Raw genomic sequence first — 25,505 nt, 5'->3', positions numbered from 1 at the left:
GTTCATTGCGGCCAACGCCGGAGCTGCCGAAGCGGCTGACCGACCTGACGCCGGTCGTGATCGTAGGTACTTCGCTCTGGGCGGTCGCGACCGTGGTCCTGTTCTTTGTGACCGACGGCATCTGGGTGCAGACGGCGTTCTCCGGCGTCGTGCTCGGCTTCATCGGTCTCGCGATCATCGCCTGGCAGCGCGCCGCCGCGCGCCGAGGCTCGAAGAGCGCCCAGCGCCTTTAGTTCAGGAGCGCGGAGGGCGAGGGGTCGTCGAGCAGGGCCGTCAGGACGTGGCGGTCGGCCCATCGGTCCGTGGCCCAGGCGAAGGCCCGGCCGAGGCCTTCGGGGGTATCCGCCGCGTGCAGCCTGCCGTCGGACCACCAGGCGACTTCGTGCTCGGCGTCCTCGAAGGTCACCGTCAGCGCCTCGTGCAGCAGCACACCGCCTTCGGGCAGTTCGACGCCCAGCTGATCGGCGGCCAGCCGGAGCGCGGACAGCTCCGTCCACGGCACGTACTCGCCGTCTTCGGTGACCTTGGCGTCGAGCCCGCTCGCCACCGGCAGGTCCAGCAGTTCCGCCAACGCGACGGCGCCGCTCGCCGAGACGACCATCCGCTCCGGCGCCAGCACGGCGGCGAACCACGGCACGTCGAGCACGACGGCGTCGCGAGCGTCGACGGCCGAGCCGTCCGCGGCGCGGACCCGGTCCGGCGCGGGAACGTCCACTGTGTACTCGGCGAGGGCCGCGTGCGCCCGGGAAGCGAGCCCGGGGCTCACCTTGCGCTCGGGGTCACCGAGCCGTTCCAGGAGGTCCTCGACGTCTTCGGCATCCGCTCCCAGCTCCGTCCGGACACCGGCGGCGAGCAGGATCTCCTTGCTCAGCCCCGAATCCGGGACGACGTCGTAGAGCCCGGCCAGCGCGGACGCTTCCGGCATCCGCCAGTCGAGCGGCGCGTGCCCGTCCAGCAGCGCGTACCGCGCGAGCCACCAACCGGTGTGCCCGCCGGGTTCGGTGAGCGCACGCCAGGTCTCAGGACGCGCCGCGAGCAGGCGCAGCGCCTCCGGCCAGGCGTCGTCGCCGACGAGGTCGAGGTCGCGCACGGCGAGCACCCGTGACGGCGGCCGTTCCCGGGAGTCCCACCACTCGTGTTCCTCGGGCAGGCCGTGTTCGGGTTCGAGCGGTTCGTCGTCGGTGATGATCGCGAACGAATCGAGCACACCGACCGCGACGAGCGTCGCCACCGGCCAGTCTTCGGCGAATTCCTCGTCCAGCACGGACAAAGCGCCGTCTTCTTCGAACACTTCGGGGTCGAAGATGTCGCCCAGCGGCGACGTCGGCAGGACGAGTTCGTCCGCACGACGCCAGCCGTCCTCGCTCGGCAGGGCCAGCGCGCCCGCCCATTCGGGGACTTCGTCGCCGACCTCGGCGATCAGGCGGAGCACCGCGCCCGCGAGCGCCATACCGTCCAAACCGGACCGGACGTCTTCGACGCTGCGTTCGACGGCCGCGCTCAGCGCGTCGGCTTCCAGCAGGTCGCTCGCCTCGGCGTGCTTGGCTCCCAAGCGTTCCAGCAACGGATGCGCGGCGGCCGGATGCACCAGCCGCAGGCCGATGATGTCCACATCGGACAGCAGTTCGAGCAGTTCCGCCGAGCCGCCGACGAGCAGCGCGTCGCGGACGCCGGGCAGGGTGCGGCCGTCGGACATCGGCACCGGCAACGCGCCGAGGTCGTCCTTGGTGAGGTCGTGCGCTTCGAGTGCCGGGAGCAGCACGTCGTAGAGCGAGCGCCACCACGAGGGCTCGCGTTGGGCCCCGGTCAGCAGCTCGATGGCTTCGGCGGGCGAAAGCGTCCGGGCACCGACCGCGCGAAGGTCCACACCGGACAGTGAAATCAGCCCTGGCACGAGATCGGCCAGCAGCGGCGCCAACCCCGGCACGTCCACCGAAAGGACACGCGCCTGGCGCCCCGGCAGATCGTCTCCTGCCTGAGCGGGAAGCCAAGGCGAGTCGGTGAGATTCTCCAGGATGGCCTCGCGCAGCGTTCCGTCCACAGTGGAACGAGGGAAGCCCGCACCGGGCACGAGTGCCAGCCGTTCCTTGCCCGGCAAGGAACAGACGAGATCGACGTACTCCCGCGCGGCGTTCTTCAACGCCGCGGTCAGCTCCGGTCCCGGCAGCGCGCGGCGCCGGGACGGCTCGATCGGAAGCGTCGCGATCAGCCTGGCGGGCAGGGAAAGCTCGTCGTCGGTGGGGGTCGGCGCGTGCAGGACGTCTTCGCCGAGCGGCCGGGGCGAGCCGGATCCGTCGAGCGGGACGGCCCAGACGACCTCGCCGCGATGCACCTGCCAGTGCTCGGAACCGTCCGGCGACGCGAGCTCGACGACGCCGTCACCGAGATCGGAACGGCGCCAGACACCGCCTTCGACCTCGACGCTTTCCAGCCAGGGCAAGGTGAGCAGAAGATCGCCGATGTCGTTCTTCAGGTCCGCCAGCAGGGCCCGGACGTCGACGCCTTCACGCAGCGGAAGCCGGACCTCGGTGGTGAAACCCTCGGGCACCGCGGGCTCGTCGTCCGCGACCGGCCACGGCAGCCGCAGCACGGGAACGTCGCCGGTGCGCCCGGACTCGGCCCGGGTGCGCTCCGCGGAGAACGCGACACCGCCGGTCGCCGAAACGATCCTCGGCTCGGCGGAAACCGTGAGCACGGCGGCGAATCCGACGCCGAACCGGCCGACGGTCTCCTCCCCCTTGCCGGAAGCGCGAAGGGAGGCGAGGGATTCGACCCCGCGGGCGTCCAGTGGCGCGCCCGTGTTGGCGAACCTCAGCTCACCGTCCACAACGGACACCCGGAGCGTGCCGCGGTCACCGGCGGCCAGCGCGGCGTCGGCGGCGTTCTGCGCCAGCTCGACGAACAGCCGGTCGCGGTAGCCGCCGACACGGAGGTCGTTCTCGGTGTTCGTGTCCTCGGTGAACCGCGTCGGCGAATCGGCCCACGCCCGCAGGACGGCGGCGCGGAGCCGCTCGGTGCCGAACGGGTCAGTGCTCACTGGCGCTTTCGGCCTCGACCTGCGCTTCGTCGGCGGTCTCCGTGACCACGGCCTCGGGTTCGACCTCCGGCTGGACCTCGGCGGTCTCGGGCGCCTCGGCCACCGGGGCCTCGGATTCGTCGACGACCGCGGCCTCCGCGGTCTCGGCGGGCTCGGGTTCCGGAGCCTCGGCGGGCGTTTCCGGAGCGGGCTCGAAGTCCATCAGCGAGTCGTCGTAGACCAGTTCCGCCACCGGCACCGACGAGGTCACCTCGACCTCGATCTCGGAGTGCGCGCCGCAGCCGTACTCGACGTCGACGACGTGGCCGTCCGCCGGGGAGATGTCGTTGGTGCACGCGCCGAAGGCCGCGCTGAGCGACCCGGCGAGCGGCACGAAGAACCCGCAGCTCCCGCAGACGTCCGGCGCGCTGCGCGCCATGTCCGACCGCGGGCCGAACTCACCGCCGTGCCAGCGGGCGGCGGCGTCGAGCCTGCCGTACCGGGACAGCACGTGGACCCGGCCGAGACCGGTCTCCTTGGCGACCGCTTCGACCGCGGGGTCGTCGGACTCCAGGTACGCCGGGGCGAGCCGAGGGTCGTCCTTCTCCACCGGGAAGATGTCGCCGACGCCGAGGTCGCCCGCCTGCACGCGGCGCTCCCACGGCACCCACGCCGGGGCGACCCGCGCGTCCGGACCCGGGATCAGCACGACCTCGCTGACCGTGATCGGCTCGTCCTCGCCGGCGAGCGCGACCGTCACCGACCAGCGCCAGCCTCGATACCCCGTCACGGTCGCCTCGAACAGGTGGCTCGCGGAGACCGCGTCCTCCCGATCCACGCCGACGTGCGCGCCGACCTGTTCGGCACCGGCGTCCTCCAGCACCGCCGCGCGGGCCAGATCGACCGCCTCGGCGAGTTTGCGCTGGATGGAGCCGTCGTCCAGGGTCAACAGCAGGGTCATGCCCCCATTCTGCCGCACGCGATATCGCGGTCCGTGTCAGGCTGTCCGCGTGCGCACGCTGATGACCACCTCGCTCCTGCTGGCCGCCGTCCTCGGTGGCTGCGCCGCCGCGCCGGTGAGCGACGCCGCGCCGCCCGCGCCCGAGAAGCTCAAGGTGCGGGTGCTCTCGACGTTGCCCCACGACCCGGCCGCCTTCACCCAGGGCCTGGAGTTCTCCGGCGAGACGCTGTACGAGGGCACCGGCCTGGTCGGGAGGTCGTCGATGCGGGCCGGGCCCGCGGGCGCGGCGCCGACGGTCCGTCAGGAGCTGCCCGGCCTGTTCGGCGAGGGCATCACCGTGCTCGGGGCGACCGCCTGGCAGATCACCTGGAAGGACGGCGTCGCGATCGAACGCGACGCCAAGACGCTGGCCGAGCTGCGGCGGGTGACGTACACCGGCGAGGGCTGGGGCCTGTGCCACCACGCCGGGCGGCTGGTGATGAGCGACGGCTCGTCGAAGCTGACCTTCCGTGACCCTGTGTCCTTCGCGCCGACTGGCAGCGTCGACGTCGGCCGTGACCAGCTGAACGAGCTGGAATGCGTCGGCGACTCCGTGTACGCGAACGTCTGGCAGACCGACCGGATCCTGCGGATCGACGCCGCGACCGGCCGGGTCACCGGTGAGATCGACGCTTCCGGCCTCCTGGACGGGGCCGAACGCGGCTCCGCGGACGTCCTCAACGGCATCGCGGCGGTGCCCGGGACCGACGAATTCCTGATCACCGGCAAGCTCTGGCCGAGGATGTTCCGGGTGAAGTTCGTCCCGTTCCCCTAGAAAGCAGTGGTGAACGCGCGAAGCGAGTCCCGCGTAAGGCAGGATTGAAGCGTGGGAATCTTCGGCTCGAACTCCGGACCCGACGGCACGCGTTCCGGCCGGCCGGGCAAGGAGCGTGGCCGCAAGAGCAAGCGCAAGTGGACGCCGGAGCCCGGCGCCGCCCAGGCACGCAGCTGGTCCGCACCGCCGCCGACCAGGGTCGATCAGCAGCCGGTGCCACCCCCGCCGCCGCGCGCGGCCCGCCCGCAACCCCAGTACCAGCCACATCCGGCCGGGCCGACCGCCGACGAGGCGCGCACCGGCGCGATCCCGATGGGGCATCACCAGCCACCGCCACCGCCGCCACGGACTCCTCCGCGTGGCGCGCGGCCGTACCCGGATCCCTCGCAGCGTCAGACCGAACCCGTCCGGCGTCGTCCGGGCGGGTTCTACGACGAGCACCCCCCGGGAAGCGGCGAGTACGAGCACTACGACACCGGCGGTTACGCGGGCGAGCCGCGTGAAGTGCCGGACCCTCCGCACGAGCATCCGACGACCGCGGTCCCGCCCCGGGCGGGCGCCCTGCCGAAGATGCCGAAGAAGATCACGGTCACCCGGGTCGCGGCGATGCGCAGCCGCCAGCTCACCGGGCAGGCCGTCGGCGCGTTCCAGCGCGCGACGAAGGCGGATGGCGCCGACAAGTCGGGCCTCACTTCGCTGACGTACGCGGTGATGCTGAACTACGCCAGCGACGCCGCGATGGCGATCGCGCTGGCGAACACCTTGTTCTTCGCCGCCACCAGCGGGGAGAGCAAGGGCAAGGTCGCGCTCTACCTGCTCATCACGATCGCCCCGTTCGCACTGGTCGCGCCGGTGATCGGCCCGGCGCTGGACAAGATCCAGCGCGGCCGACGGCTCGCGATGTGCGTGTCCTCGGCGGGACAGGCGCTGATGGCGATCGTGATGGCGCTGCACTTCGACGACTGGCTGCTGTACCCGGCGGCGCTGGGCATGATGGTGCTCTCGAAGTCGTTCACCGTGCTCAAGGCCGCGGTGACCCCACGGGTGCTGCCACCCGAGATCACGCTGTCCAAGACGAACGCGCGGCTGACCGTGTTCGGCCTGGTCGCGGCCGGCGCGTTCGGCGCGCTCGCGAGCGGCTTCAACGCGCTGTGGGGTTCGCAGGGCGCGCTGTGGTTCACCATGGTCATCTGTGTGGCCGCCGCCGTGCAGTCGATGCGGATCCCTTCGTGGGTCGAGAAGACCGAGGGCGAGGTGCCCGCGTCGCTGTCCGCGCATCCCGAGCGGCGGATCAAGAAGCAGCGGCAGCCGATGGGACGGCATATCGTCGTCTCTTTGTGGGGCAACGGTTCCGTCCGGGTGCTGACCGGGTTCCTGATGATGTTCTCCGCGTTCGCGGTGAAGGCGCAGACCGAAGGCAGCGGGCAGAGCCCGTTCGCCCAGCTGCTGCTGCTCGGCATCATCGGCGCCGCGGCCGGGGCGGGCGGGTTCCTCGGGAACGCGCTGGGTTCGCGGCTGCACTTCGGCAAACCGGATCAGGTGATCCTGGGCTGTGTCGGGGCGTGCCTCGGCATGTCGGTCATCGCGACCGTGGCGGCCGGGCTGGCGACGGCGGCGATCGTCGCGCTCGTCGGCGCGACCGCGAGCGCGCTGGCGAAGATCAGCCTCGACGCCGTCATCCAGGAAGACCTGCCGGAAGAGTCGCGCGCTTCGGCGTTCGGGCGGTCGGAGACCGTGCTGCAGCTGGCCTGGTGCTTCGGCGGCGCCGTCGGCCTGCTGCTGCCGCCGACGTACTGGATCGGCTTCCTGGTGCTGTCGATCCTGCTGGCCGTCGGGTTCACGCAGACGTTCATGGTGCGGCGCGGGACCTCGCTGGTCCCGGGTCTCGGCGGCGACCGGCCGCTGCGCCCGGAGCCGACCAGTGAATCGCCGGTCCCCTCGCAGCCCGGTGACTCCCGGTGGCGGCCGGGCTCGTAATCTTCACCGTATGCGGCGACTTCGTATTTTGGCCCTGCTCGCGGCGGGTGGTTTCGTGGTGGCCGGTTGCTCGGCCCCCGGCCCCGAAGAGGTGACCTTCTTCGCCGACGGCAAGACGGTGAACGTCGGCCCGCTGGCGTCGTGCGACATCAAGAGCGCCCAGTGCACCACCAGGCCCGACGCCGCGGGCAAACTGCGGATCCGGCCGGGGAAGCCGGTGCAGATCTCGGTGCCGAGCGCGATCGCGGAAACGCCGTGGAAGGTCACGGTGCAGTACGTGAACGGCAAGGGCGAGCCGCAGGAGCTCAAGCAGGACATCATCACGTCGCTGGACCGGTTCGCCTACACCGTGACGACGCCGCGGCCGGACGACCAGATCCTCGTCGTCGAGGTCGCGCAGGCTTCGGTGCTGAGCCGGACCGGACGGCCGGAGGACGCCGAGGCGGTCACGACGGCGATCTGGTCGCTGCAGGTCGAGCCGCCGGCCGCCTGAGGGAGCAAGGGACCTTTGCTACCACTTTGGCGGCCACGTGTTGCGAAAGCCACTTTCGCAACGTTGAAGGTTGCGAAAGTGGCTTTCGCAACATCTTCGAGTCCGTGAAGGCCTCCATATGCGCCTGCCGTGATCGCCTGGTGCATATGGGGTGCGCGCGTCGCCCACGGAGGTAGTGAAGGCCTCCTTGCCTACCCTGAAAGTAGTGAAGGAGGCCTTCACGGACCGGGCGAGGATCCCAAGGCATCGACGTACGCGAGCGCTATGAACGGTCCGTTCCTTGCAAATTTTGCAAGGAACGGACCGTTCATAGCGCGTTACGTGGGTGGGGAGCGCCGATCAGGGATCGAGGTCCCGCGCGACCGCGCGCATGATCTCGGCGATCTGCTTGGTGTTCTTGCGGTCCGGGTACCGGTTGCGCCGCAGGTCCGGCTGCACCTTGAGCTCGAGCAGCTTGATCATGTCCTCGATGAGCCCGTGCAGCTCCTCGGCGGGGCGGCGGCGCGCCTCGGCGACCGAGGGCGGCGGGTCCAGCAACCGGACGGAGAGCGCTTGCGGGCCGCGGCGGCCGTCGGCGACACCGAACTCGAGGCGCTGGCCCGCCTTGAGCCCTTCGACGCCCTGCGGCAGCGCGGCTTTGCGGATGTAGACGTCTGCGCCCCCATCCTGGGTGACGAAACCGAAACCCTTCTCCGCGTCGTACCACTTGACCTTGCCGGTCGGCACTTCCCTCACCAATCCTTTGCTGTCCCGCTCACAACGAACGCGCCCGGGGGCGTACCCAGGGCGCGCGTCCCATAAGCGTATCTCGCCACACGCCCTGTGGAGAAGCGGATACCGGCGGATACCCTCTCCGTCATGGAGACCGCAGTAAAGGAGGCCGCTGTGGCCGTCCCCGAAAAGCCCGGCAAACCGATCCTCATGCGCGTCGGCATCGGCCTGTTCGCGCTGGGCATGATCGCCGTCACAGCGGTTTTCGTCATGTTCGCCGCCGGGCTCGAGAACCTGCCGGTGTGGCTGTCCGCCGCGGCCGGCGTGATCACTCCGCTGGGGCTGGCCCTCGGCCTGATCGCCCTTGTCCGCGAGGCTCGCCGAAAGAGCTGAACCAGCCGGGGAACTCGGTCAGCGAGTCGAACACCACGTCGGCTCCTTCCGCGAGCAGCTCTTCCTTGGTGCACGGGCCCGTGGTGACCCCGATCGGGACCGCGCCCGCCGCCAGCGCGCCGCGGACGTCGCCGAGGTGGTCCCCGACGTAGACACTGGCGCCGTGCTCGGTGAGCGCGGCGGCCTTCTCCGTCGACCACAGCTCCCCGACCAGGACGTCGACCTCCATCCCGAGCGCGTCCAGGTGGAGCTTCGCGTTGGGCGCGTATTTGCCGGTGACGACGACGGTGCGCCCGCCCGCGGCACGGACCGCGTGGAGTGCTTCGGCCGCGCCGGGCATCGCGACCGTCACCGGCACGACCGTGTCCGGATACATCGCGCGGAAGCGCGCCACCAGCTCCGGGATGCGCTCCTCCGGCGCGCCGAAACCGCGCAGGCTGGCGTCGAGGGGCGGGCCGAGGTTGGCCGCGAAGTATTCGCCGTCCAGCGGCAGGCCGGACTCCACGCCGAGCGCGTTCATCACCGCGACCATGCCCGGCCGCGGATCGATCAGTGTCATGTCGAGGTCGAACCCCACGGTGATGCCCACACGATCACGGTAGCCGCCACCACCGACCGATTTACACCGGATGGATACCCGTCAACTTCTTTGACATGCGCACGATCTGTGTCAAGCTGGAAATGTGGGCGAGATCACGAGCTTCTCCGATCGGACCAAGGCCTCTCTGCGGGAGGCGCTGCTCGACGCGGCCACCGAGCTGCTCACCGAGCACGGCTACAGGGCCCTGCGGATGGCGGACGTCGCCGCCCGCGCCGGCGTGAGCAGGCAGACCGTCTACAACGAGTTCGGCAACAAGGGCACGCTCGCCGAAGCCGTGGTCCTCCGGACGACTTCGGAGTTCCTGGAAGGCATCCGCCTGCGCGTCCAGGACGCGCTCGACCTGCGCGACGGGATCCGCGAGGCGGTCGTGTACACGATCGAGCACGCCCGCGAGAACCGGCTCGTCGCCACCACGCTGGGCACCGAAGCGGGCGAGGACCTGCTTCCCCTGCTCACCACCAAGGGCGAACCGATCCTGACCGCGGCCACCGAGGTCGCGGCCGGGCAGTACCGCGAGTTCGAGCCGTCGCTCTCCCCGGAATCCGCCACATTGCTGGCGGAGACCGTCGTGCGGCTTTCCCTGTCCCATCTCGTCATGCCGACGCATTCGGCCGGCGAGGCGGCGGCGGCGGTCGTCGCCGTGCTGGCACCCGCGATACGGGCGCTGACCACCGATTCGAAGGGGACACCATGACCGACACGCTCTCCGAACTGCGGACCGGTTTTTCCTCACTCCGCAAGGGCGGGCTGAACTGGGACTCGTTCCCGCTGCGGCTGTTCGTCAAGGGGAACAAGAAGTTCTGGAACCCGGCCGACATCGACTTCTCCCGTGAACGCGAGGGCTGGGAAAGCCTCAACCCGGAACAGCAGCGGTCGACGACCTATCTCGTGGCGCAGTTCATCGCGGGCGAAGAGGCGGTCACCGAAGACATCCAGCCGTTCATGCGGGCGATGTCCGCGACCGGCCGCTTCGGCGACGAGATGTACCTGACGCAGTTCTGTTTCGAGGAGGCCAAGCACACCGAGGTGTTCCGCCGGTGGATGGACTCCGTCGGGCTGACCGAGGACCTGCATCCGTACGTCGCGGAGAATCCCCACTACCGCAAGCTTTTCTACGAAGAGCTGCCGCAGTCGCTGCGCGCGCTGGAAGACGATCCCAGCCCGCTCAACCAGATCCGCGCGAGCGTCACCTACAACCACGTCATCGAGGGCAGTCTCGCGCTGACCGGGTACTACTCGTGGCAGCTGATCTGCACGCAGCACGACATCCTGCCGGGCATGCAGGAACTGGTGCGCCGCATCGGCGACGACGAACGCCGCCACATGGCGTGGGGCACCTTCACCTGCCGCCGTCACGTGGCCGCCGACGATTCGCTGTGGGACGCGGTGCAGCAACGGATGGGCGAACTGCTCCCCCACGCGCTGGGCATGATCCAGTGGGTGCAGGACCAGTTCGAGGAGATCCCGTTCGACAACGATCCCGAAGAGATCATCCAGTACGCGGCGGACCGGGCACAGCGGCGTCTCGGCGCGATCGAGTCCGCGCGCGGGATGCCGGTGGAGCAGATCGATCTCGACTACTCGCCGGAGAACCTCGAAGAGACCTTCGGCGAAGAGGACGCGAAGGCGATCGCCGCGGCCGCCGCCAATTCCGCGGCCTGATCCCGCGTGAAGGCCCCCTTCCCTCGGCTCAGTCGAGGGAAGGGGGCCTTCACGTGCGTTAGCCGGCGGGCCAGTACACGGCGTGGATGCGGCCGTTTTCGTTGTCGGACAAGCCGATGATCGTCCCGTTCGGTGCGATGTGGGTGGCGACGCTGTAGGAGCCGCCCGGCAGCACACCGAGGACCGTCGGAGTGCCGTTCGCCGACCACTTCGTCGCGATGTTGTTCTCCAGGCCCACGACCGTGCCGAGCCGGTCGATGTCGTAACCCAGCCCGCGCGCGGTCGAAAGCGTCGTACGGGTCCCGGCGCGGTTCCACTTGACCGGGCTTTCCGTACCGAACACCAGATAGCCGCCGCCTGCCGCGGCACCGGCGTTGTTGACCGCGTTCGCCCAGGCGGGCCCGCTTTCCGGGTACTCCAGCCAGGTCATCCGCCCGTCACGTTCCCACCGCACGGGTTTCGGGTTGCCGCTCGCGTCGTCGGCGCTTCCGACGATCACCCCGAAGTCGTTCATGTCCTCCGGGGTGGCGCGCGGATTGCCCGGGGAAAGATCGGTGATCACGCCGGCGAGATTCCAGCGCACGACGTGGTTCTTCCCCGCCGCGTCGGACGCCGTCCCGGCGACGGTCCTGCCGTCCGGGGTGATCCATTCCGCGTTCGCGTAGGCGCCGCCCGGCAAACCGCCGAGGTCCACCGCCTTGCCGTCCGGATTCCACCGGACGGCGTGCATCGTCCCGTCCGCCGCGCGCCCGGCGCCGACGATCACGCCGCCGTCGGTGATCGCGTTCGCGGTCGCGTAATCCCCGCCGGGCAGGTACGGCAACGCGGTCACCGTGCCGTCGGGCGCCCATTTGACCGCCGCCTGGTTCCAGTCCGCGTCCTTGTGGGCCCAGCCGACCGCGACCCCACCGCGGTTGACGTCCGTCGCCTTGCTCTGCTCGCCGCCGAGGCCGGGCAACGCGGAAATCCGGCCCTGCGCGTCCCATTTCGCCGCGTGGTACTTGATCTGGGTTTCCAGCGGTGTCGACGAACCGACCATGACGCCGTCTTCGTTGACCGCATTGACCTCGCTGTACTGATCCCCCGGCAGCGTGCCCAGATCGATCGGGCCGGTGGCGGCGGCCGCCACGCCGGGCAGCATCAGCGGCAGCACCGCGAGCGAGCCTGCCAGCGCGAGAGCTCTTCTGCTTCGCTTGAGTGTCATGACTTTCTCCCCTTCGCGGCGGTTCGGGTCCGCCACGAAGGGAACACGCGACAACGGTGTGACAGGTTGCCTCGAAGTGTCAGGCGTGCTTGGTCGCCGCCGCCTTCTCCAGCCCGAGGATGCTGATCGACTCCGCCCGCATCTCGACCTTGCGCACCTTGCCGGTCACCGTCATCGGGAACTCCTCGACGACGTGGACATAGCGCGGGATCTTGTAGCGCGCCAGCTTGCCCTCGCAGAACTCCCGCACCGTTTCGGCCGTCAGCGGCTCCGCGCCCTCGCGCATGCGGACCCAGGCCATGAGTTCCTCGCCGTACTTCTCGTCCGGGACGCCGATCACCTGCGCGTCGAGGATGTCGGGATGGGTGTAGAGGAATTCCTCGATCTCGCGCGGGTACAGGTTTTCACCGCCGCGGATGACCATGTCCTTGATACGGCCGGTGATGTTGACGTACCCGTCGGCGTCCATGATCGCGAGGTCGCCGGTGTGCATCCACCGCGCCGCGTCGATCGCCTCGGCCGTCTTGTCGGCCTGTTCCCAGTAACCCAGCATCACCGAGTAGCCGCGGGTGCAGAGTTCGCCCGGTTCGCCGCGCGGCACGGTCAGCCCGGTCTCCGGGTCGACGACCTTGACCTCCAGATGCGGCCCGACCCGGCCGACCGTCGACACCCGCCGCTCCACGGAATCGTCCGCGCGGGTCTGCGTCGAAACCGGCGACGTCTCGGTCATGCCGTAGCAGATCGACACCTCCGCCATGCCCATCCGGTCGATGACCTGTTTCATCACCTCGACCGGGCACGGCGAGCCCGCCATGATCCCGGTCCGCAGCGAAGACAGGTCGTGGGAAGCGAAGTCCGGGTCGGCCAGTTCGGCGATGAACATCGTCGGAACCCCGTACAGGGACGTGCATTTCTCGGCCGCGACGGCTTCGAGGGTGGCCTTCGGCTCGAACGCGGGCGCCGGGATGACCATGCAGGCGCCGTGGCTCGTCGCCGCGAGATTGCCCATCACCATGCCGAAGCAGTGATAGAAGGGCACGGGGATGCAGATCTTGTCGGCTTCGGTGTAGTTGCAGAGTTCGCCGACGAAGTAGCCGTTGTTGAGGATGTTGTGGTGGCTGAGCGTGGCGCCCTTGGGGAAACCCGTGGTGCCGGACGTGTACTGGATGTTGATCGGGTCGTCCGCGGAGAGTTCGGCCTGCCGTTTCACCAGCGGCGCGCGGTCGGCCTTCCGGCCGATCTCCAGCATCGACGGCCACTCGGGGCCGTCGAGCAGCACGACGTGTTCCAGCGCCGGGCATTTCGGCCCCGCTTCGGCGATCATGCCCGCGTAATCGGAGGTCTTGAACGAGTTCGCGGCCATGATGAGTTTGATGCCGGCCTGGTTCAGCACGTATTCGAGTTCGTGCGAGCGGTACGCCGGGTTGATGTTGACGAGGATCGCGCCGATCTTCGCGGTCGCGTACTGGACGCAGGTCCACTCCCACCGGTTCGGCGACCAGATGCCGACGCGGTCGCCCTTGGCGATCCCGAGGTCGAGCAGGCCCAGCGCGAGCGCGTCCACTTCGGCCGCGAGTTCGGTGTAGGTCCAGCGTTTCCCGGCCGCGCGGTCGACGAGCGCGTCCCGGTCGCCGAAGGCGGCGACGGTGCGATCGAAGTTGTCGCCGATGGTGTCCCCCAGCAGCGGGGTGTCCGAGATTCCCGATGCGTAACTCGGCAAGGCGGGGGCGTCGGGCATGGAGACTCCTGCGTTCGGCGGCATCGACGCGTCGAGTCTAGGAACGCGGCGTGACGGCGGCCACCTGCAAGTGGAGACCACCTCAGGGGAAACCCGGAGGCTGGGTCCGGCCGCGGCCGATATCGTCGAGGGCATGCGCCTCTACATCGTCGACGCCTTCACCTCCGAAGCCTTCGCCGGTAACTCCGCCGGCGTGGTCCTGCTGGACGCTCCGGGCGACGCGGACTGGATGCAGTCCGTGGCCGCCGAGCTGAAGCACGCAGAGACGGCCTTCGTCGAGGTCGGTGGCGAAGGGCCGAAGTCGCTTCGCTGGTTCACACCGGAGACCGAAGTCGACCTGTGCGGGCACGCGACGCTGGCGACCACACACGTCCTCGGCGGCGAGCAGACCTTCACGACGAAAAGCGGCGAGTTGCGCTGCCGAGCCGAAGACGGCTGGGTGTCGATGGACTTCCCGTCGGATCCGCCCCGCGAGTCGGACGACGACCTGTCGTCGATCCTGCCGGGCCTGGAGTTCGAGTACGTCGGGCGCAGCAAGCACAACCTGTTCGCGGTGGTGGACGACGCGTCCGTGGTGCGTTCGCTCGCGCCGGACCTGGCCGCGCTGCGCGCGCACTGGAACGGGCGGCTCATGGTCACCGCACCGGGTGACGTGGACGGGATCGACTTCGTCACCCGGTTCTTCGCGCCGGGTGTCGGCATCGACGAAGACCCCGTCACCGGCTCCGCGCACTGTGTCCTCGCGCCGTACTGGGCCGCCCGGCTCGGCCGGGACGAGCTCGTCGGCGAGCAGGCCTCGGCCCGCGGCGGCATCGTCCGGATGAAACTCGAAGGCGACCGCGTCCTGCTTTCGGGGCAGGCGGTCACCGTGGCCAGCGGGGAGTTGCACGTCTGATGCGCCTGATCCTCAACGTCATCTGGCTCGTGCTGTGCGGTCTGTGGATGGCGCTCGGCTACATCGTCGCCGGCGTCATCTGCTGCATCCTGATCGTCACCATCCCGTTCGGGCTGGCGTCGTTCCGGATCGCGGCGTACGCGCTCTGGCCGTTCGGCCGCACCGTGGTGGACCGGCGCGACTCCGGGGCCGCGTCGACGATCGGCAACGTCATCTGGTTCATCTTCGCCGGGCTCTGGCTCGCCATCGGCCATGTGCTGACCGGGGTGGCGCTGTGCATCACGATCATCGGGATCCCGCTGGGCGTGGCGAACTTCAAGATGATCCCGGTCTCGCTGATGCCGCTGGGCAAGGAGATCGTCGAGCTCCCGTGAGTGGCGCCGCGGTCTTGCCGGGGTGCCGCCTTTGACCGGCGGGGGGGTTGCGAAAGCCACTTTCGCAACGTTGAAGGTTGCGAAAGTGGCTTTCGCAACGTCGGCCGTGGCCGGCAACTGACGAGCCCGGCGGCTCAGTCCTCGGGCTCCCAAGGCAGCGGGATGATCAGGCACGGACCGCCGACGAACAACCCGCCGTCGATCCCCAGCGCCTTCCCGCCCGCGTAGAGATACGGTCCCTCGATCTGCGCGGGGTGGATCCCCAGCTGGTCGGCGATGACGCTGTGCCCGTGCACGATCCGCTCGCCGCCGAGCCGGTCCATGAGCTGTTGCGCGACCTCGGCGCCCTCCGGGCCGCGGAAGGCGTACCGCGTGGTCATCCGCCGCCACACGTCCCACCAGGCCTCGATGTCGCTGCCTTCGAGGATCTCGCGGCCACGCGCGTTGATCCCGTCGATGTCCTCGCCCCAGCCGAGGTACTCGAGCGTGTCCGAATGCATCAGCAGATGGTCCGCGGCCAGCGTCAGCATCGGGCGCGAGGTGAGCCATTCGATGTGCTGCGGGGTGAGCCTGTCCTGGTCTTCGAGCAGCCCGCCGTTGATCTCCCAGCTGCGGGCGAAGCTGCGCGGCCCGAAGTCGGACGGCACCTCCGTGTCGCCGAAGTGGTACATCCCGAGCAGCAGGATCTCGTGGTTGCCCAGCAGCGTCCCGCAGTGCCCGCCCGCCGTGGCGGCCTGGCGTTCCAGCCGCATCACCAGGTCGATGACGCCGACGCCGTCGGGCCCCCGGTCGACGAAGTCGCCGAGGAACCACAGGGTCGCTTCGCCGCCGGCCCAGTCGTCGTCGGAGTCGAGCAGCCCCTTCTCCCGGAGCGCCTCGGCCAGCTCGTCCCGGTGTCCGTGCACGTCACCGACCACATAGGTCGGGGACGTGGGCTGATCGTCGTGCATCGTCTGACGATAAGCCCTCCGCATGCGATCGTGTCGCTCAGCCTTCGCCGAACGGGTCGCCGGTGCGCCCGACCAGATCGGCGATCGAGTCGATGATCTTGGTCGGCCGGTACGGGTAATGCTCCGCGCTCTCCCGGGTGGAGATGCCGGTGAGCACCAGGATCGTCTGCAATCCGGCCTCGATTCCCGAGTGGACGTCGGTGTCCATCCGGTCGCCGATCATCAGCGTCGACTCCGAATGCGCGCCGAGCCGCCGCAGCGCGGAGCGCATCATCAGCGGGTTCGGCTTGCCGACGTAGTACGGCGAACGGCCGGTCGCCTTCTCGATCAGCGCGGCGACCGAACCGGTGGCGGGCATCGAGCCCTCCATGCTCGGGCCGGTGGCGTCCGGGTTGGTGGCGATGAACTTCGCGCCGCCCTCGATCAGCCTGATCGCGCGGGTTATGGCGCTGAAGCTGTACGTCCGCGTCTCGCCGAGGACGACGTAGTCGGGGTCGCGTTCGGTCAGCACGTAGCCGACTTCGTGCAGCGCCGTGGTGAGCCCGGCCTCGCCGATCACGAACGCCGAGCCGTTCGGCCGCTGCGACGCGAGGAACTTCGCGGTCGCCAGCGCGGAGGTCCAGATGGCCTCCTCGGGGATGTCGAGGCCGGTCCGCTCGAGCCTCGCCCGCAGGTCGCGCGGGGTGTAGATCGAGTTGTTGGTCAGCACCAGGAAGCCGATGTCGTTGGCGCGCAGCTCCTTGAGGAACTCGTCCGCGCCGGGCACGAGATGCTCCTCCTGCACCAGCACGCCATCCATGTCGCTGAGGTAGGTCCAACGGCGCTCGTTCATGGGTCCCACCCTAATGATCCGAGACGGCGTGAACAGCCACGGACGCCGCCTTGACCGAAAGATCGACCGGTGTGCCGGGTTCGAGCGCCAGTTCGGCGACCGCGGCCGGGGTGAGGTCGGCGGCCAGCCCCGCCGCCCAGTCGTCGCCGCGGGCCCGGACGCGGATCACCGGCCCGTGTGGTTCGAGCGCGTCGACGATTCCCCCGACGGTGTTGCGCGGGCTGCCCCGATGCTCACCGTCGCGCAGATACACGGCGACGGCGCTGGGCGCGAAGACGGCGACGGCCGCTTCGCCCTCGACGACGTCCTCGGCCGAAATTCCGGCCAGCAACCCGCCTGACGTGCGCAAACCGCCTTCGACGGCGACACCGGGCACCAGGTTCAGCCCGGCGATCCGCGCGGTGAACGCCGTGCGCGGCGCGGAGAGGACCCTGCGAGTCTCGCCGCGTTCGACGATCCGGCCGCCGTCGAGGACGGCGACGTGATCGGCCAGCGCCAGCGCGTCGAGCGGGTCGTGCGTGACCAGGACGGTCGGCGGTCCGGACCGCAACACCCGCCGAAGCAGACCTCGGATGGCGGGTGCCGCGTCGACGTCCAGCGCGGCGAACGGCTCGTCGAGCAGCAGAAGTCCCGGCTCGGCGGCCAGTGCCCGCGCGATCGCGACCCGCTGCGCCTGCCCGCCGGAGAGCTGGGCGGGCCGTCGATCGGCCAATTCGAGCGCGTCCACTTCGGTCAGCCACTCCCGGGCGCGCCGCTTCGCCTCGGCGCGCCCGGCTCCGGTCGAGCGCGGCGCGAAGGCGACGTTGTCCAAAGCGGACAGATGCGGGAAGAGCAGGGCGTCCTGGGAGAGCAGGCCGATCCCGCGCGCGTGCGGCGGCAGGCCGGCCAGGCCACACCCGCCGAGCGTGATCCGTGCCCGGTCCGGCCGGAGCAGGCCGGCGAGGCAGCCGAGCACGCTGGACTTGCCCGACCCGTTCGGGCCGAGCAGCGCGAGCACGCCCCCGTCGGGGACGTCGAAGCCGACGTCCAAGGTGAACTCGCCGCGCCGGAGGGCGATCTCGGCCGAAAGGGTCACGACCGGACCCCTTCGAGCGCGCGCGGCCGGGCGAGCGCGATCACCGCGACGGCGACCAGGATGAGCAGCAAGGCGAGCGCCACGGCGCTGTCGACGTCGACCTCGGCCTGGGTGTAGACCTCCAGCGGCAGGGTCCGGGTCACCCCTTCGAGGCTTCCCGCGAAGGTGATCGTCGCGCCGAACTCGCCCAGGGCCCGCGCGAAGCTGAGCACGATGCCCGAGCCGAGCGCGGGCATCAGCAGCGGCAGCGTGACCCGGCGGAACACCGTCCACGGCCTGGCGCCGAGCGTCGCGGCGACCCGTTCGTACCGGTCGCCGGCGCCGCGGAGGGCTCCTTCGAGGCTCACCACCAGGAACGGCATCGCGACGAACGTCTGCGCGATGACCACGGCGGCCGTGGTGAACGGCACCTGCTCACCGGTCAGCGTGGTCACCAGGATGCCGAGGAAACCCTTGCGGCCCAGCAGGTACAGCAGCGCCAGCCCGCCGACCACCGGCGGCAGGACCAGCGGCAGCAGCACCACCGCGCGCAGCACGCGGACACCGCGCGCCCCCGAACGCGCGAGCACCACGGCGAGCGGGACGCCGAGCAGCACACAGGCCACAGTGGACAGTCCGGCGGTGAGCAGCGAGAGCTTGAGCGCGTTCAGCGACGACGTCGAGGTGATGAGGCTCGGGAAGCGCGTCAGGTCCGAACGCACCAGCAGGCCGACGACCGGCAGCACTACCAGCGCCAGCGCGCAGATCGCCGGCGGCCAGAGGATCCAGGGGACCCCGCCCCGCGCGGGGTCACGGCGTGCCAAAACCGACCTTCGCCAATTCCTTCTTGCCTTCCTCACCGAGGACGAAGTCCCTGAACAGCCCGGCGAGCTGGGCCTGCGGAGCGTCCTTCACCACCGCGATCGGGTACTCGTTGATCGCACCCGCCGCCTCGGGGAAGTCCACTTTGTCCACCTTCTCGGCCGCCGACGTCGCATCGGTGACGTAGACGAGCCCGGCGTCGGCATCGCCCGACTGCACCTTCGCGAGCACCGACTTGACGTCCTGCTCCTCACTGGCGGGCTTGAGCGTGACCCCGGACGACTGCTGGACCTTCTTCGCCGCCGACCCGCACGGCACCTGCGGAGCGCAGACGACCACGGTCAGCCCGTCCTTCGCGAGGTCGGCCAGGCCCTTGATGCCCTTGGGGTTGCCCTTGCCGACCGCGATGGCGAGCCGGTTGGTGGCGAACACCGACGGCTGCCCGTCGAGCGCCTCGCCCTTGGCGGCCTTGTCCATATTGGCCTGATCCGCGGAGGCGAACACGTCCGCCTTCGCGCCCTGGGTCAGCTTCTGGACCAGCGCCGAGGAGCCCTCGAAGCTGAACTTCACGGACACCCCGGAGTTCTGCGCCTCGAACCGTTTGCCCAGCGTCCCGAACGACTCGGTCAGCGACGCCGCCGCGAACACGGTCAGCGTCTTGGCCTCCGCGGCCGGTTCCCCGGAACCACAGGCCGTCGCGGCCAGTGCCAGCGCGAGCAGGGCGGGGACGACTCTCCTCATCGGCTTCCTTCCGGGGTTTCGATCACGACGGTGGTCGCCTTGACGACGGCGACCGCGAGCACCCCCGGCCGCAGCCCGAGCTCGCGGACGGCTTCGGCGCTCATCAGGGAGACCACGCGATGCCGGCCGCACTGCAGCTCGACCTGCGCCATCACCTTGTCCGTGACGACCTCGGTGACGAGGCCGACGAAGCGATTGCGCGCGGAACGGCCGACGTTCGAGGGATCGTCGGGCTGTTCGGCCTGCGCCTTGGCGAACGCGGCGAGCTCGGCGCCGTCGACCACCTTGCGGCCCGCCGAGTCGTCGAACGCGGTCAGCTGGCCGGCGCGGACCCAGCGGCGGACGGTGTCGTCGCTGACGCCGAGCAGACGAGCGGCCTCAGACAACCGAAATTGCGGCATGTCTGGCAGATTACTTCCGCAGATACGGAAAAGCTATGCGGTACCGGGGAGTTCGTCGCGAAGACCGTCGAGCAACGCGCTCTGGAATCGCTCCAGCACTTTCCGCTCGTCCGGAGAGAACTGCTCGAGCACCGACTTCATGTTCGTGTACGCGGATTCGAAGAGCGGCGCGTACCGCTCCATGGCGCCGGGAACGACCTCTATCAGTACCTTCCGGCGGTCGGCGGTGTCGCGGACGCGGCGGGCGAGGCCCGCCTTCTCGAGCCTGTCCATGACGCCGGTCACAGCACCCGTCGACAACCCGGTCAGCTCCGCGATCCTGCCCGCTGTCAACGGTCCCGGCGCCTGCCCGGCGAGTTCGAGCACCTTGTGGTCCGTGGCGGACAGGCCCATCCGCTCGGCGATACGCGCGTGCCGGAGAACGGTCAGCGTGCTGCTTTCCCTGCCGAGATGGGCGAACCGGGCCAATTCCTCCGCCGAGAGCGGATATTTCGCCATCCGGAAACCCCTCCGATTCGGTGCGAAATGAGATTCTAGACAGTCGGTTTTCGCGCGCTTCGGGGTTAGTCTGGTGTCAATGACAGCAGTCGATCTCGGGTTTCCCCGTGTCCCCGGTACACGTGGTCGCCCCAGCGTGCCCAGGCCGGACAACCCAGCCCTGATCGACACCTTCGGCCGCGTGGCGACCGACCTGCGGGTGTCGCTCACCGACAAGTGCAATCTGCGCTGCACCTATTGCATGCCCGCCGAAGGGCTCGAATGGATGCCGAGCGCGGACGTGCTGACCGACGACGAACTCGTACTCCTGCTGCGGATCGCCGTCGAACGGCTCGGGATCACCGACATCCGGCTCACCGGCGGCGAACCGCTGCTGCGCCAAGGGCTGGAGAAGATCGTCGAGCGGGTCGCGGCACTCGAACCGCGACCGCGGCTTTCCATGACCACCAACGGGATCGGGCTCGCGAAGCGCGCGAAGTCGCTTGCCGACGCCGGGCTGGACCGCATCAACGTCTCGCTGGACACCGTCGACCGCGCGCTGTTCGAGACGATCACGCGTCGCGACCGGCTTTCGCACGTGCTCGCCGGCATGGCCGCCGCGCGTGAAGCCGGGCTGGACCCGGTGAAGGTCAACGCGGTACTGATGCGCGGGCTGAACGAAGACCAGGCCGTGCCGCTGCTGAAGTTCTGCCTCGCCGAGGGGTACCACCTGCGGTTCATCGAGCAGATGCCGCTGGACGCGCAGCACGGCTGGAACCGCGGCGACATGATCACCGCCGAGGAGATCCTCGGCATGCTCGGCGAGGAGTTCTCGCTGTCGCCGTTCCCCGCCGCGCGGGGCGGGGCGCCCGCCGAACGCTGGCTGGTCGACGGCGGCCCTGGCGACGTGGGCGTGATCGCGTCGGTGACGCGTCCGTTCTGCGGCGCCTGCGAGCGGACCCGGCTGACCGCGGACGGCGCGGTGCGCTCGTGCCTGTTCAGCAACGACGAGACGGATCTTCGGGCCCTCGTGCGCGCGGGCGCGCGCGAAGAAGAGGTGGCGGACGCCTGGCGGGCGACCATGTGGGGCAAGCTCGCCGGGCACGAGATCAACGAGGCCGGGTTCGCGCAGCCGATCCGGCCGATGAGCGCGATCGGCGGCTGACATGGTGACCATCGTGGTGCGGTACTTCGCGTCGGCCCGGGCGGCCGTCGGCCTCGACGAGGAGAAGGTGACCCTCCCGGACGGCGCCCGCGTCGCCGACGCCGTCGCCCGTCTGCGTGAACTCCACCCGGAGAAGCTGGCGAAGCTGCTCGACGCGGTCTCGTACCTGCTGGACGGCGTCGCGGTGCGGGATCTCACGCGGCCGCTGACCGACGCGGCCGAACTGGACGTCCTGCCCCCGTTCGCCGGCGGCTGACCCATCGCTCACCGTCGCTGACCTGCGCGAACCTCGAAAGTGGTAGCAAAGGTCCCTTGCTCGCCGTCTCGAGTTCACCGTCCGGTCGCCGAAGCAGCCGAGGATGCGCCAGTGATCACTCCCCGCCGTATCCTCGCCGCGCTGCTCGCCGCGGTCGCCGCCACGAGCCTCGCGACCGCGCCCGCCTCCGCCCACGAACGTGGCGTCAAGCCGTTGCCGCAGGCGCACAGCCACAACGACTACGAGCACACCCGTCCGCTGCAGGACGCGCTCGATCAGGGCTTCACCAGTGTCGAGGCCGACATCTTCCTCGTGGACGGGCAGCTGCTGGTCGCCCACGACCTCGCGGACACCCGCCCGGACCGCACCCTGGAGTCGCTCTACCTGGAGCCGCTGCGCAAGCGTGTGCTGGCCAACCACGGCGTCGGCGTCTACCGGCAGCGGGCGGAGTTCCAGTTGCTGATCGACGTCAAGGGCGACGCGAACAGCACGTACGCGGCACTGGAGAAGCGGCTGTACGACCCGCGCTACTCCTTCCTTTTCTCTCTGTACGCGTTCGGACACGTGAAGAAGCGGGCCGTCACCGCGGTCATCTCCGGGGGCCGCCCCAAGGACGTGATGCTCGGGCAGAAGTTCCGGCTGGCCTTCTACGACGGCCGGATCAAGGACCAGAACGACCTCGGCATCGGTTCGGACCCCCGGGTCACTCCGCTGGTCTCTGACTCCTGGCCGGGCATGTTCACCTGGACCGGCGAAGGCCCTTTCCCCGCCGAGGAGCGGGCGAAACTGCACGACCTGGTGAAGCGGGCCCACGCGGCGGGTCAGCGCGTGCGCTTCTGGGCCACGCCGGACGTCGCGGGGCCCGGCCGTGACGCGTTGTGGAAAGAGCTGGTCGCCGCCGGGGTCGACCACCTGAATACGGATGACCTGCCAGGGCTGGCGAACTTCTTGAGGTCTCGCTAAAGTGCGCGGCCCATTCGCGCGCGAAGGCGCACGAATGGGCCAGTCACCCCTTAATCCACGTGATGCAAGCCTCACGATCTGTGAATTATCTCGGTCAGGAAACGGCCAGATAACGGCCCGCTGACCTGCATAAACAGCCGAATCGTTATGGGTTGCGTGCTGTTACTGTGATGTAGGTCACAGCTCGAATAATTTCCGTCCCGGCCGTTCGTTACGTACCGTCGCTTTTCGGTTGGCCCCGACCGACCACGCAACACCGGGAACCCGTAGCGCCGAGCCCTGTCCAACGGATTCCCGGACCCAACCCCGAGCGAAAGCATTTCCGGACAGGGACGAGGGGACCGAGCCGACGCGTCGTGCGTCAGGCGAAGTCAGCCGGCCCGAAACGGCAGGCCAAGACCCGCGGGTCTTCCCTCAGCACCGACTCGTAGGCGCAGGGAGCGAGATTCATTCACATGTCTTACCGAGGCAAGCACCGCAAGATGTCCGCCGCCACCCGTCACATCGCCCGCGTCGCCATTGCGGGTGTCGCGGTCGGCGCTCCCCTCGCAATCGCCGCGACCCCCGCGTCGGCGACCAACTGGGACGCCATCGCGCAGTGCGAGAGCAGCGGCAACTGGAGCACCAACACCGGTAACGGCTACTACGGTGGTCTGCAGTTCTCGCAGAGCACCTGGCGCGCCTACGGCGGCACCGGCAGCGCGCACAACGCCACGCGTGAGCAGCAGATCGCCGTCGCCGAGCGGGTCCTCCAGGGCCAGGGCATCGGCGCGTGGCCGCACTGTGGCAAGAAGGGCGGCTCCGCCAGCCCCGCCAAGGCCAAGTCGAGCGCCCCGAAGGCCACCAAGAAGGTGACCCCGAAGAAGTCGACCGCGCCGGTCCAGAAGCAGCAGGCTCCGGCCCCGGCCGCGAACGTCGCCAACTCGAACCCGGCGGGTGACTACACCGTCGTGGCCGGCGACACGCTGTCGAAGATCGCTTCCAAGTTCAACGTCCAGGGCGGCTACCAGAAGCTGCAGGAGCTGAACAAGGAATACGTGCCGAACGCCGACTTCATCGTCGTCGGCCAGAAGCTCGCCACCAAGTGAGCTCTTGAGCACCAGTAAGTCGTGATGCCCGCGGGATTCCCCGCGCGGCCACGTCACGACTGACAAGGCCCCACCGCGCCATTCCCCCGGCGGTGGGGCTTTGTCGTGTCCGGGGCCGGATCGCGCCTCCAGATGTCATGAAAGGGTCGTTCAGGACGAAAAATGTCCTGAACGACCCTTTCATGACACTCGGTGGGTCCGGGGCCGGCTCACCCCGCTACGGCGAGTTGACCCATTCGTCGCTGCCGTCGCTGAAGTGCTGGTGCTTCCACACCGGCAGCCGCGCCTTGACCTCGTCGACCAGCTCCGAGCAGGCCGCGAAGGCCTGGCCCCGGTGCTCGGCCGCCACAGCGCACGCCAGCGCGACGTCCCCGATGGCCAGCGCGCCCAGCCGGTGGCTGACGGCGACCGCCCGCACGCCTTCCCATTTCCCCGAGAGGTCCGTGACGACCTCCGCGAGCACGTCGGCGGCACTGGGGTGCCCTTCGTAGGCGAGCCTCTCCACCGACCGCCCGCCGTCGTGGTCCCGGACGACCCCGCCGAAGGTGACGACGGCGCCCGCGGCCGCGTCGTCCACCAGCCGGGCGTGTTCTTCGACCGAAAGCGGCTCGTCGACCACCGCGATCCGTGCGACCCGAACGCTCACTGCTGTGCCTCCCGTGGGTGGTCGCCGCCCGCCAGCTGGTCGACGGCGTGGTCGAGGATCCCGTCCAGTACGCCCAGGCCGTCCTTCACCCCGCCGCGTGAACCGGGCAGGTTCACCACGAGGGTCCTGCCCGCGACGCCGGCGACGCCGCGCGAGAGCACGGCCGTGGGGACCTTGGGCAGTCCGGCGGCACGGATCGCGTCCGCGACGCCGGGGAGTTCGTAGTCGAGGACGGCGCGGGTGACGTCCGGCGTGCGGTCCGTCGGCGAGATGCCGGTGCCGCCGGTCGTCACGATCACCTGGACCCCGGCCGCGACGGCGTCTCGCAGGGCTTCGCCGACCGGGTCGCCGTCTTGGACGACCACGGGCGCGGGCACTTCCCAGCCCCGTGAAGCGAGCCAGTCCGCGATGACCGGGCCGGTCGTGTCCTCGTAGACGCCCTTCGCGGCGCGATTGGACGCCACGATCACCCTCGCGACCCGGTTCACGGCCGCTCCCAGGTCCCGGTCTTGCCGCCGTCCTTGCGGATCAGGCGGACGTCGTCGAGGGTCGCCGCCGGGTCGACGGCCTTGATCATGTCGTGCAGGGTCAGCCCGGCGACGGCGACGGCGGTCAGCGCCTCCATCTCGACGCCGGTCCGGTCGTTCGTCTTCGCGGTCGCGGTGATGTGCACGGCGGTCTCGTCGAGGACGAACTCGACCTTCACCCCGGACAACGCGATCTGGTGGCAGAGCGGGATCAGCTCGGGCACCTTCTTCGCGCCCATGATGCCCGCGATCCGGGCGGTCGCGAGCGCGTCGCCCTTGGGTAGCCCGTCCGTCGCCAGCAGGCCGAGCACCTCGGCCGTGGTGTGCACGGTGCCGCCCGCCAGCGCGGTGCGGGCGGTGGGCGTCTTGCCGGAAACGTCGACCATACGGGCGGCACCCGTATGGTCGACGTGGCTGAGTTCACTCACGCCCAGCAGGCTAGTCCTTGAAACATCCGCTGCTTCGAGCGAACCTCGCCGAGGGCCTTCTCCCGTTCCTGCCGCTGCTCCGGCGTCATCGAGGCGAAGAGCCCGCCCCGGTCCGCGGCGCAGGCCGTGTCGTGCGCGGGACGCTTGCCGTCCACGAGGAACCGGTTGACGGCGTTGTTGCCGCAAGCGTTCTCCGAGCTCAGCCAGACCCCCTGCCCGCCGTCGTCGACCGACACCATCCGCGTCCGGTCGCCCAGTACGCGCCGCATCTCCCTGGCCCCGCTCAGCCGGGGTCGCCGGGTCACGCAGGTTCTGC

General features: G+C 69.8%; 28 protein-coding genes and 1 pseudogene. 13 read left to right on the top strand and 16 right to left on the bottom strand.

The genetic code is table 11. The annotated features are described in order from the left end of the window. Positions 1-5 precede the first annotated feature (5 nt). Positions 6-233, top strand: a complete 228-nt coding sequence (locus AVR91_RS17355; protein ID WP_037335676.1) for a DUF2530 domain-containing protein — start codon at positions 6-8, stop codon at positions 231-233. Here AVR91_RS17355 and AVR91_RS17350 read toward each other — a convergent pair. Both AVR91_RS17350 and AVR91_RS17345 read right to left on the bottom strand, forming a co-directional pair. Then, a complete protein-coding gene (locus AVR91_RS17350; RefSeq protein ID WP_063273281.1) occupies positions 230-3,037 on the bottom strand; it encodes a sacsin N-terminal ATP-binding-like domain-containing protein in 2,808 nt (935 codons plus the stop codon). The two genes, AVR91_RS17355 and AVR91_RS17350, sit on opposite strands and share 4 nt — an antisense overlap. Further along, on the bottom strand, positions 3,027-3,977 hold the full coding sequence (locus tag AVR91_RS17345) for a DUF3027 domain-containing protein (RefSeq protein WP_063273282.1): 951 nt from the start codon (positions 3,975-3,977) through the stop codon (positions 3,027-3,029). Before AVR91_RS17345 ends, AVR91_RS17350 begins: the two co-directional genes overlap by 11 nt. Positions 3,978-4,026: 49 nt before the next feature. Here AVR91_RS17345 and AVR91_RS17340 point away from each other — a divergent pair, with 49 nt between their 5' ends. Genes AVR91_RS17340 through AVR91_RS17330 form a run of 3 tightly spaced genes read left to right on the top strand, consistent with a single transcriptional unit; the run spans position 4,027 to position 7,261 of the window. Continuing rightward, the gene (locus AVR91_RS17340; protein WP_063273283.1) at positions 4,027-4,791 is read left to right on the top strand and encodes a glutaminyl-peptide cyclotransferase; all 765 of its coding nucleotides are present in this window, start codon (positions 4,027-4,029) and stop codon (positions 4,789-4,791) included. 51 nt (positions 4,792-4,842) lie between these two features. Continuing rightward, entirely contained in the window at positions 4,843-6,768 is a 1,926-nt protein-coding gene (locus AVR91_RS17335; protein WP_063273284.1) for an MFS transporter, read from the top strand. 28 nt (positions 6,769-6,796) lie between these two features. Beyond that, entirely contained in the window at positions 6,797-7,261 is a 465-nt protein-coding gene (locus AVR91_RS17330) for a DUF2771 family protein (RefSeq protein ID WP_016337550.1), read from the top strand. Positions 7,262-7,600: 339 nt separating this feature from the next. On the opposite strand, the gene AVR91_RS17325 is transcribed toward AVR91_RS17330, so the two are convergent. Then, a complete protein-coding gene (locus AVR91_RS17325) occupies positions 7,601-7,987 on the bottom strand; it encodes a cold-shock protein (RefSeq protein WP_016337551.1) in 387 nt (128 codons plus the stop codon). A gap of 132 nt (positions 7,988-8,119) precedes the next feature. Here AVR91_RS17325 and AVR91_RS17320 point away from each other — a divergent pair, with 132 nt between their 5' ends. After that, on the top strand, positions 8,120-8,365 hold the full coding sequence (locus AVR91_RS17320; RefSeq protein ID WP_072029770.1) for a hypothetical protein: 246 nt from the start codon (positions 8,120-8,122) through the stop codon (positions 8,363-8,365). On the opposite strand, the gene AVR91_RS17315 is transcribed toward AVR91_RS17320, so the two are convergent. Beyond that, positions 8,301-8,954: an HAD family hydrolase gene (locus AVR91_RS17315; protein WP_063273286.1), complete on the bottom strand. Its 654-nt coding sequence runs from the start codon at positions 8,952-8,954 to the stop codon at positions 8,301-8,303. The two genes, AVR91_RS17320 and AVR91_RS17315, sit on opposite strands and share 65 nt — an antisense overlap. A gap of 94 nt (positions 8,955-9,048) precedes the next feature. Here AVR91_RS17315 and AVR91_RS17310 point away from each other — a divergent pair, with 94 nt between their 5' ends. Further along, entirely contained in the window at positions 9,049-9,660 is a 612-nt protein-coding gene (locus tag AVR91_RS17310; RefSeq protein WP_172843559.1) for a TetR/AcrR family transcriptional regulator, read from the top strand. Beyond that, positions 9,657-10,628 (top strand): R2-like ligand-binding oxidase, encoded by a 972-nt coding sequence (locus tag AVR91_RS17305; RefSeq protein ID WP_016337555.1) that lies wholly within the window; start codon positions 9,657-9,659, stop codon positions 10,626-10,628. The genes AVR91_RS17310 and AVR91_RS17305 overlap by 4 nt, the downstream gene beginning before the upstream one ends. Before the next feature lie 58 nt (positions 10,629-10,686). On the opposite strand, the gene AVR91_RS17300 is transcribed toward AVR91_RS17305, so the two are convergent. Continuing rightward, complete coding sequence (locus AVR91_RS17300) at positions 10,687-11,832, bottom strand: hypothetical protein (RefSeq protein WP_063273287.1); 1,146 nt, start codon at positions 11,830-11,832, stop codon at positions 10,687-10,689. A 79-nt stretch (positions 11,833-11,911) separates the two neighbouring features. Continuing rightward, positions 11,912-13,570, bottom strand: a complete 1,659-nt coding sequence (locus tag AVR91_RS17295) for an AMP-binding protein (RefSeq protein ID WP_063273288.1) — start codon at positions 13,568-13,570, stop codon at positions 11,912-11,914. A gap of 133 nt (positions 13,571-13,703) precedes the next feature. On the opposite strand from AVR91_RS17295, the gene AVR91_RS17290 reads away from it, so the two are divergent. Next, positions 13,704-14,465 (top strand): PhzF family phenazine biosynthesis protein, encoded by a 762-nt coding sequence (locus AVR91_RS17290; protein WP_063273292.1) that lies wholly within the window; start codon positions 13,704-13,706, stop codon positions 14,463-14,465. Continuing rightward, positions 14,465-14,839, top strand: a complete 375-nt coding sequence (locus AVR91_RS17285) for a YccF domain-containing protein (RefSeq protein ID WP_063273289.1) — start codon at positions 14,465-14,467, stop codon at positions 14,837-14,839. Before AVR91_RS17290 ends, AVR91_RS17285 begins: the two co-directional genes overlap by 1 nt. Before the next feature lie 134 nt (positions 14,840-14,973). Here AVR91_RS17285 and AVR91_RS17280 read toward each other — a convergent pair whose 3' ends face one another. Genes AVR91_RS17280 through AVR91_RS17250 form a run of 7 tightly spaced genes read right to left on the bottom strand, consistent with a single transcriptional unit; the run spans position 14,974 to position 20,137 of the window. Further along, complete coding sequence (locus tag AVR91_RS17280) at positions 14,974-15,789, bottom strand: metallophosphoesterase (protein WP_063272644.1); 816 nt, start codon at positions 15,787-15,789, stop codon at positions 14,974-14,976. 37 nt (positions 15,790-15,826) lie between these two features. Next, positions 15,827-16,621, bottom strand: coding sequence for an HAD-IIA family hydrolase (locus AVR91_RS17275; protein ID WP_034308369.1), 795 nt, complete (start codon positions 16,619-16,621; stop codon positions 15,827-15,829). Between the two features lie 10 nt (positions 16,622-16,631). Continuing rightward, the gene (locus tag AVR91_RS17270; protein WP_063272645.1) at positions 16,632-17,696 is read right to left on the bottom strand and encodes a sulfate/molybdate ABC transporter ATP-binding protein; all 1,065 of its coding nucleotides are present in this window, start codon (positions 17,694-17,696) and stop codon (positions 16,632-16,634) included. Further along, positions 17,693-18,460 carry an ABC transporter permease gene (locus tag AVR91_RS17265; RefSeq protein WP_063272657.1) on the bottom strand — a complete coding sequence of 256 codons (768 nt, stop codon included), beginning with the start codon at positions 18,458-18,460 and terminating at the stop codon, positions 17,693-17,695. Before AVR91_RS17265 ends, AVR91_RS17270 begins: the two co-directional genes overlap by 4 nt. A 25-nt stretch (positions 18,461-18,485) precedes the next feature. Next, entirely contained in the window at positions 18,486-19,238 is a 753-nt protein-coding gene (modA, locus tag AVR91_RS17260) for a molybdate ABC transporter substrate-binding protein (protein WP_063272646.1), read from the bottom strand. Further along, positions 19,235-19,639 carry a TOBE domain-containing protein gene (locus AVR91_RS17255; RefSeq protein WP_063272647.1) on the bottom strand — a complete coding sequence of 135 codons (405 nt, stop codon included), beginning with the start codon at positions 19,637-19,639 and terminating at the stop codon, positions 19,235-19,237. The genes modA and AVR91_RS17255 overlap by 4 nt, the downstream gene beginning before the upstream one ends. A gap of 33 nt (positions 19,640-19,672) precedes the next feature. Further along, positions 19,673-20,137, bottom strand: a complete 465-nt coding sequence (locus tag AVR91_RS17250; protein WP_063272648.1) for a MarR family winged helix-turn-helix transcriptional regulator — start codon at positions 20,135-20,137, stop codon at positions 19,673-19,675. Positions 20,138-20,216: 79 nt separating this feature from the next. Here AVR91_RS17250 and moaA point away from each other — a divergent pair, with 79 nt between their 5' ends. The 4 genes from moaA to AVR91_RS17230 all read left to right on the top strand — a co-directional run bounded on the left by moaA (position 20,217) and on the right by AVR91_RS17230 (position 23,588). Beyond that, a complete protein-coding gene (moaA, locus tag AVR91_RS17245; RefSeq protein ID WP_051972317.1) occupies positions 20,217-21,281 on the top strand; it encodes a GTP 3',8-cyclase MoaA in 1,065 nt (354 codons plus the stop codon). 1 nt (position 21,282) lies between these two features. Continuing rightward, on the top strand, positions 21,283-21,537 hold the full coding sequence (locus tag AVR91_RS17240) for a MoaD/ThiS family protein (protein WP_007033383.1): 255 nt from the start codon (positions 21,283-21,285) through the stop codon (positions 21,535-21,537). A 111-nt stretch (positions 21,538-21,648) separates the two neighbouring features. Further along, entirely contained in the window at positions 21,649-22,500 is an 852-nt protein-coding gene (locus tag AVR91_RS17235; protein WP_063272649.1) for a phosphatidylinositol-specific phospholipase C/glycerophosphodiester phosphodiesterase family protein, read from the top strand. Positions 22,501-22,955: 455 nt separating this feature from the next. Continuing rightward, a complete protein-coding gene (locus AVR91_RS17230; protein ID WP_063272650.1) occupies positions 22,956-23,588 on the top strand; it encodes a transglycosylase family protein in 633 nt (210 codons plus the stop codon). A 217-nt stretch (positions 23,589-23,805) separates the two neighbouring features. On the opposite strand, the pseudogene AVR91_RS44430 reads toward AVR91_RS17230, so the two are convergent. From AVR91_RS44430 to AVR91_RS17210, 3 genes and pseudogenes are all read right to left on the bottom strand, one after another. Next, a pseudogene (locus AVR91_RS44430) lies at positions 23,806-24,722 on the bottom strand (molybdenum cofactor biosynthesis protein MoaE). Continuing rightward, on the bottom strand, positions 24,719-25,189 hold the full coding sequence (gene moaC, locus AVR91_RS17215) for a cyclic pyranopterin monophosphate synthase MoaC (RefSeq protein WP_016337573.1): 471 nt from the start codon (positions 25,187-25,189) through the stop codon (positions 24,719-24,721). The pseudogene AVR91_RS44430 and the gene moaC overlap by 4 nt, the downstream one beginning before the upstream one ends. Continuing rightward, positions 25,186-25,494 carry an alpha/beta hydrolase gene (locus AVR91_RS17210; RefSeq protein WP_228709226.1) on the bottom strand — a complete coding sequence of 103 codons (309 nt, stop codon included), beginning with the start codon at positions 25,492-25,494 and terminating at the stop codon, positions 25,186-25,188. The genes moaC and AVR91_RS17210 overlap by 4 nt, the downstream gene beginning before the upstream one ends. Positions 25,495-25,505 lie beyond the last annotated feature (11 nt).

This window comes from Amycolatopsis keratiniphila subsp. keratiniphila, from assembly GCF_001620365.2.
GTDB classification, from domain to species: domain Bacteria; phylum Actinomycetota; class Actinomycetes; order Mycobacteriales; family Pseudonocardiaceae; genus Amycolatopsis; species Amycolatopsis keratiniphila.
Note: the sequence above shows the minus strand (reverse complement) of the source record. Positions and strands in the feature narration are given on the sequence as shown.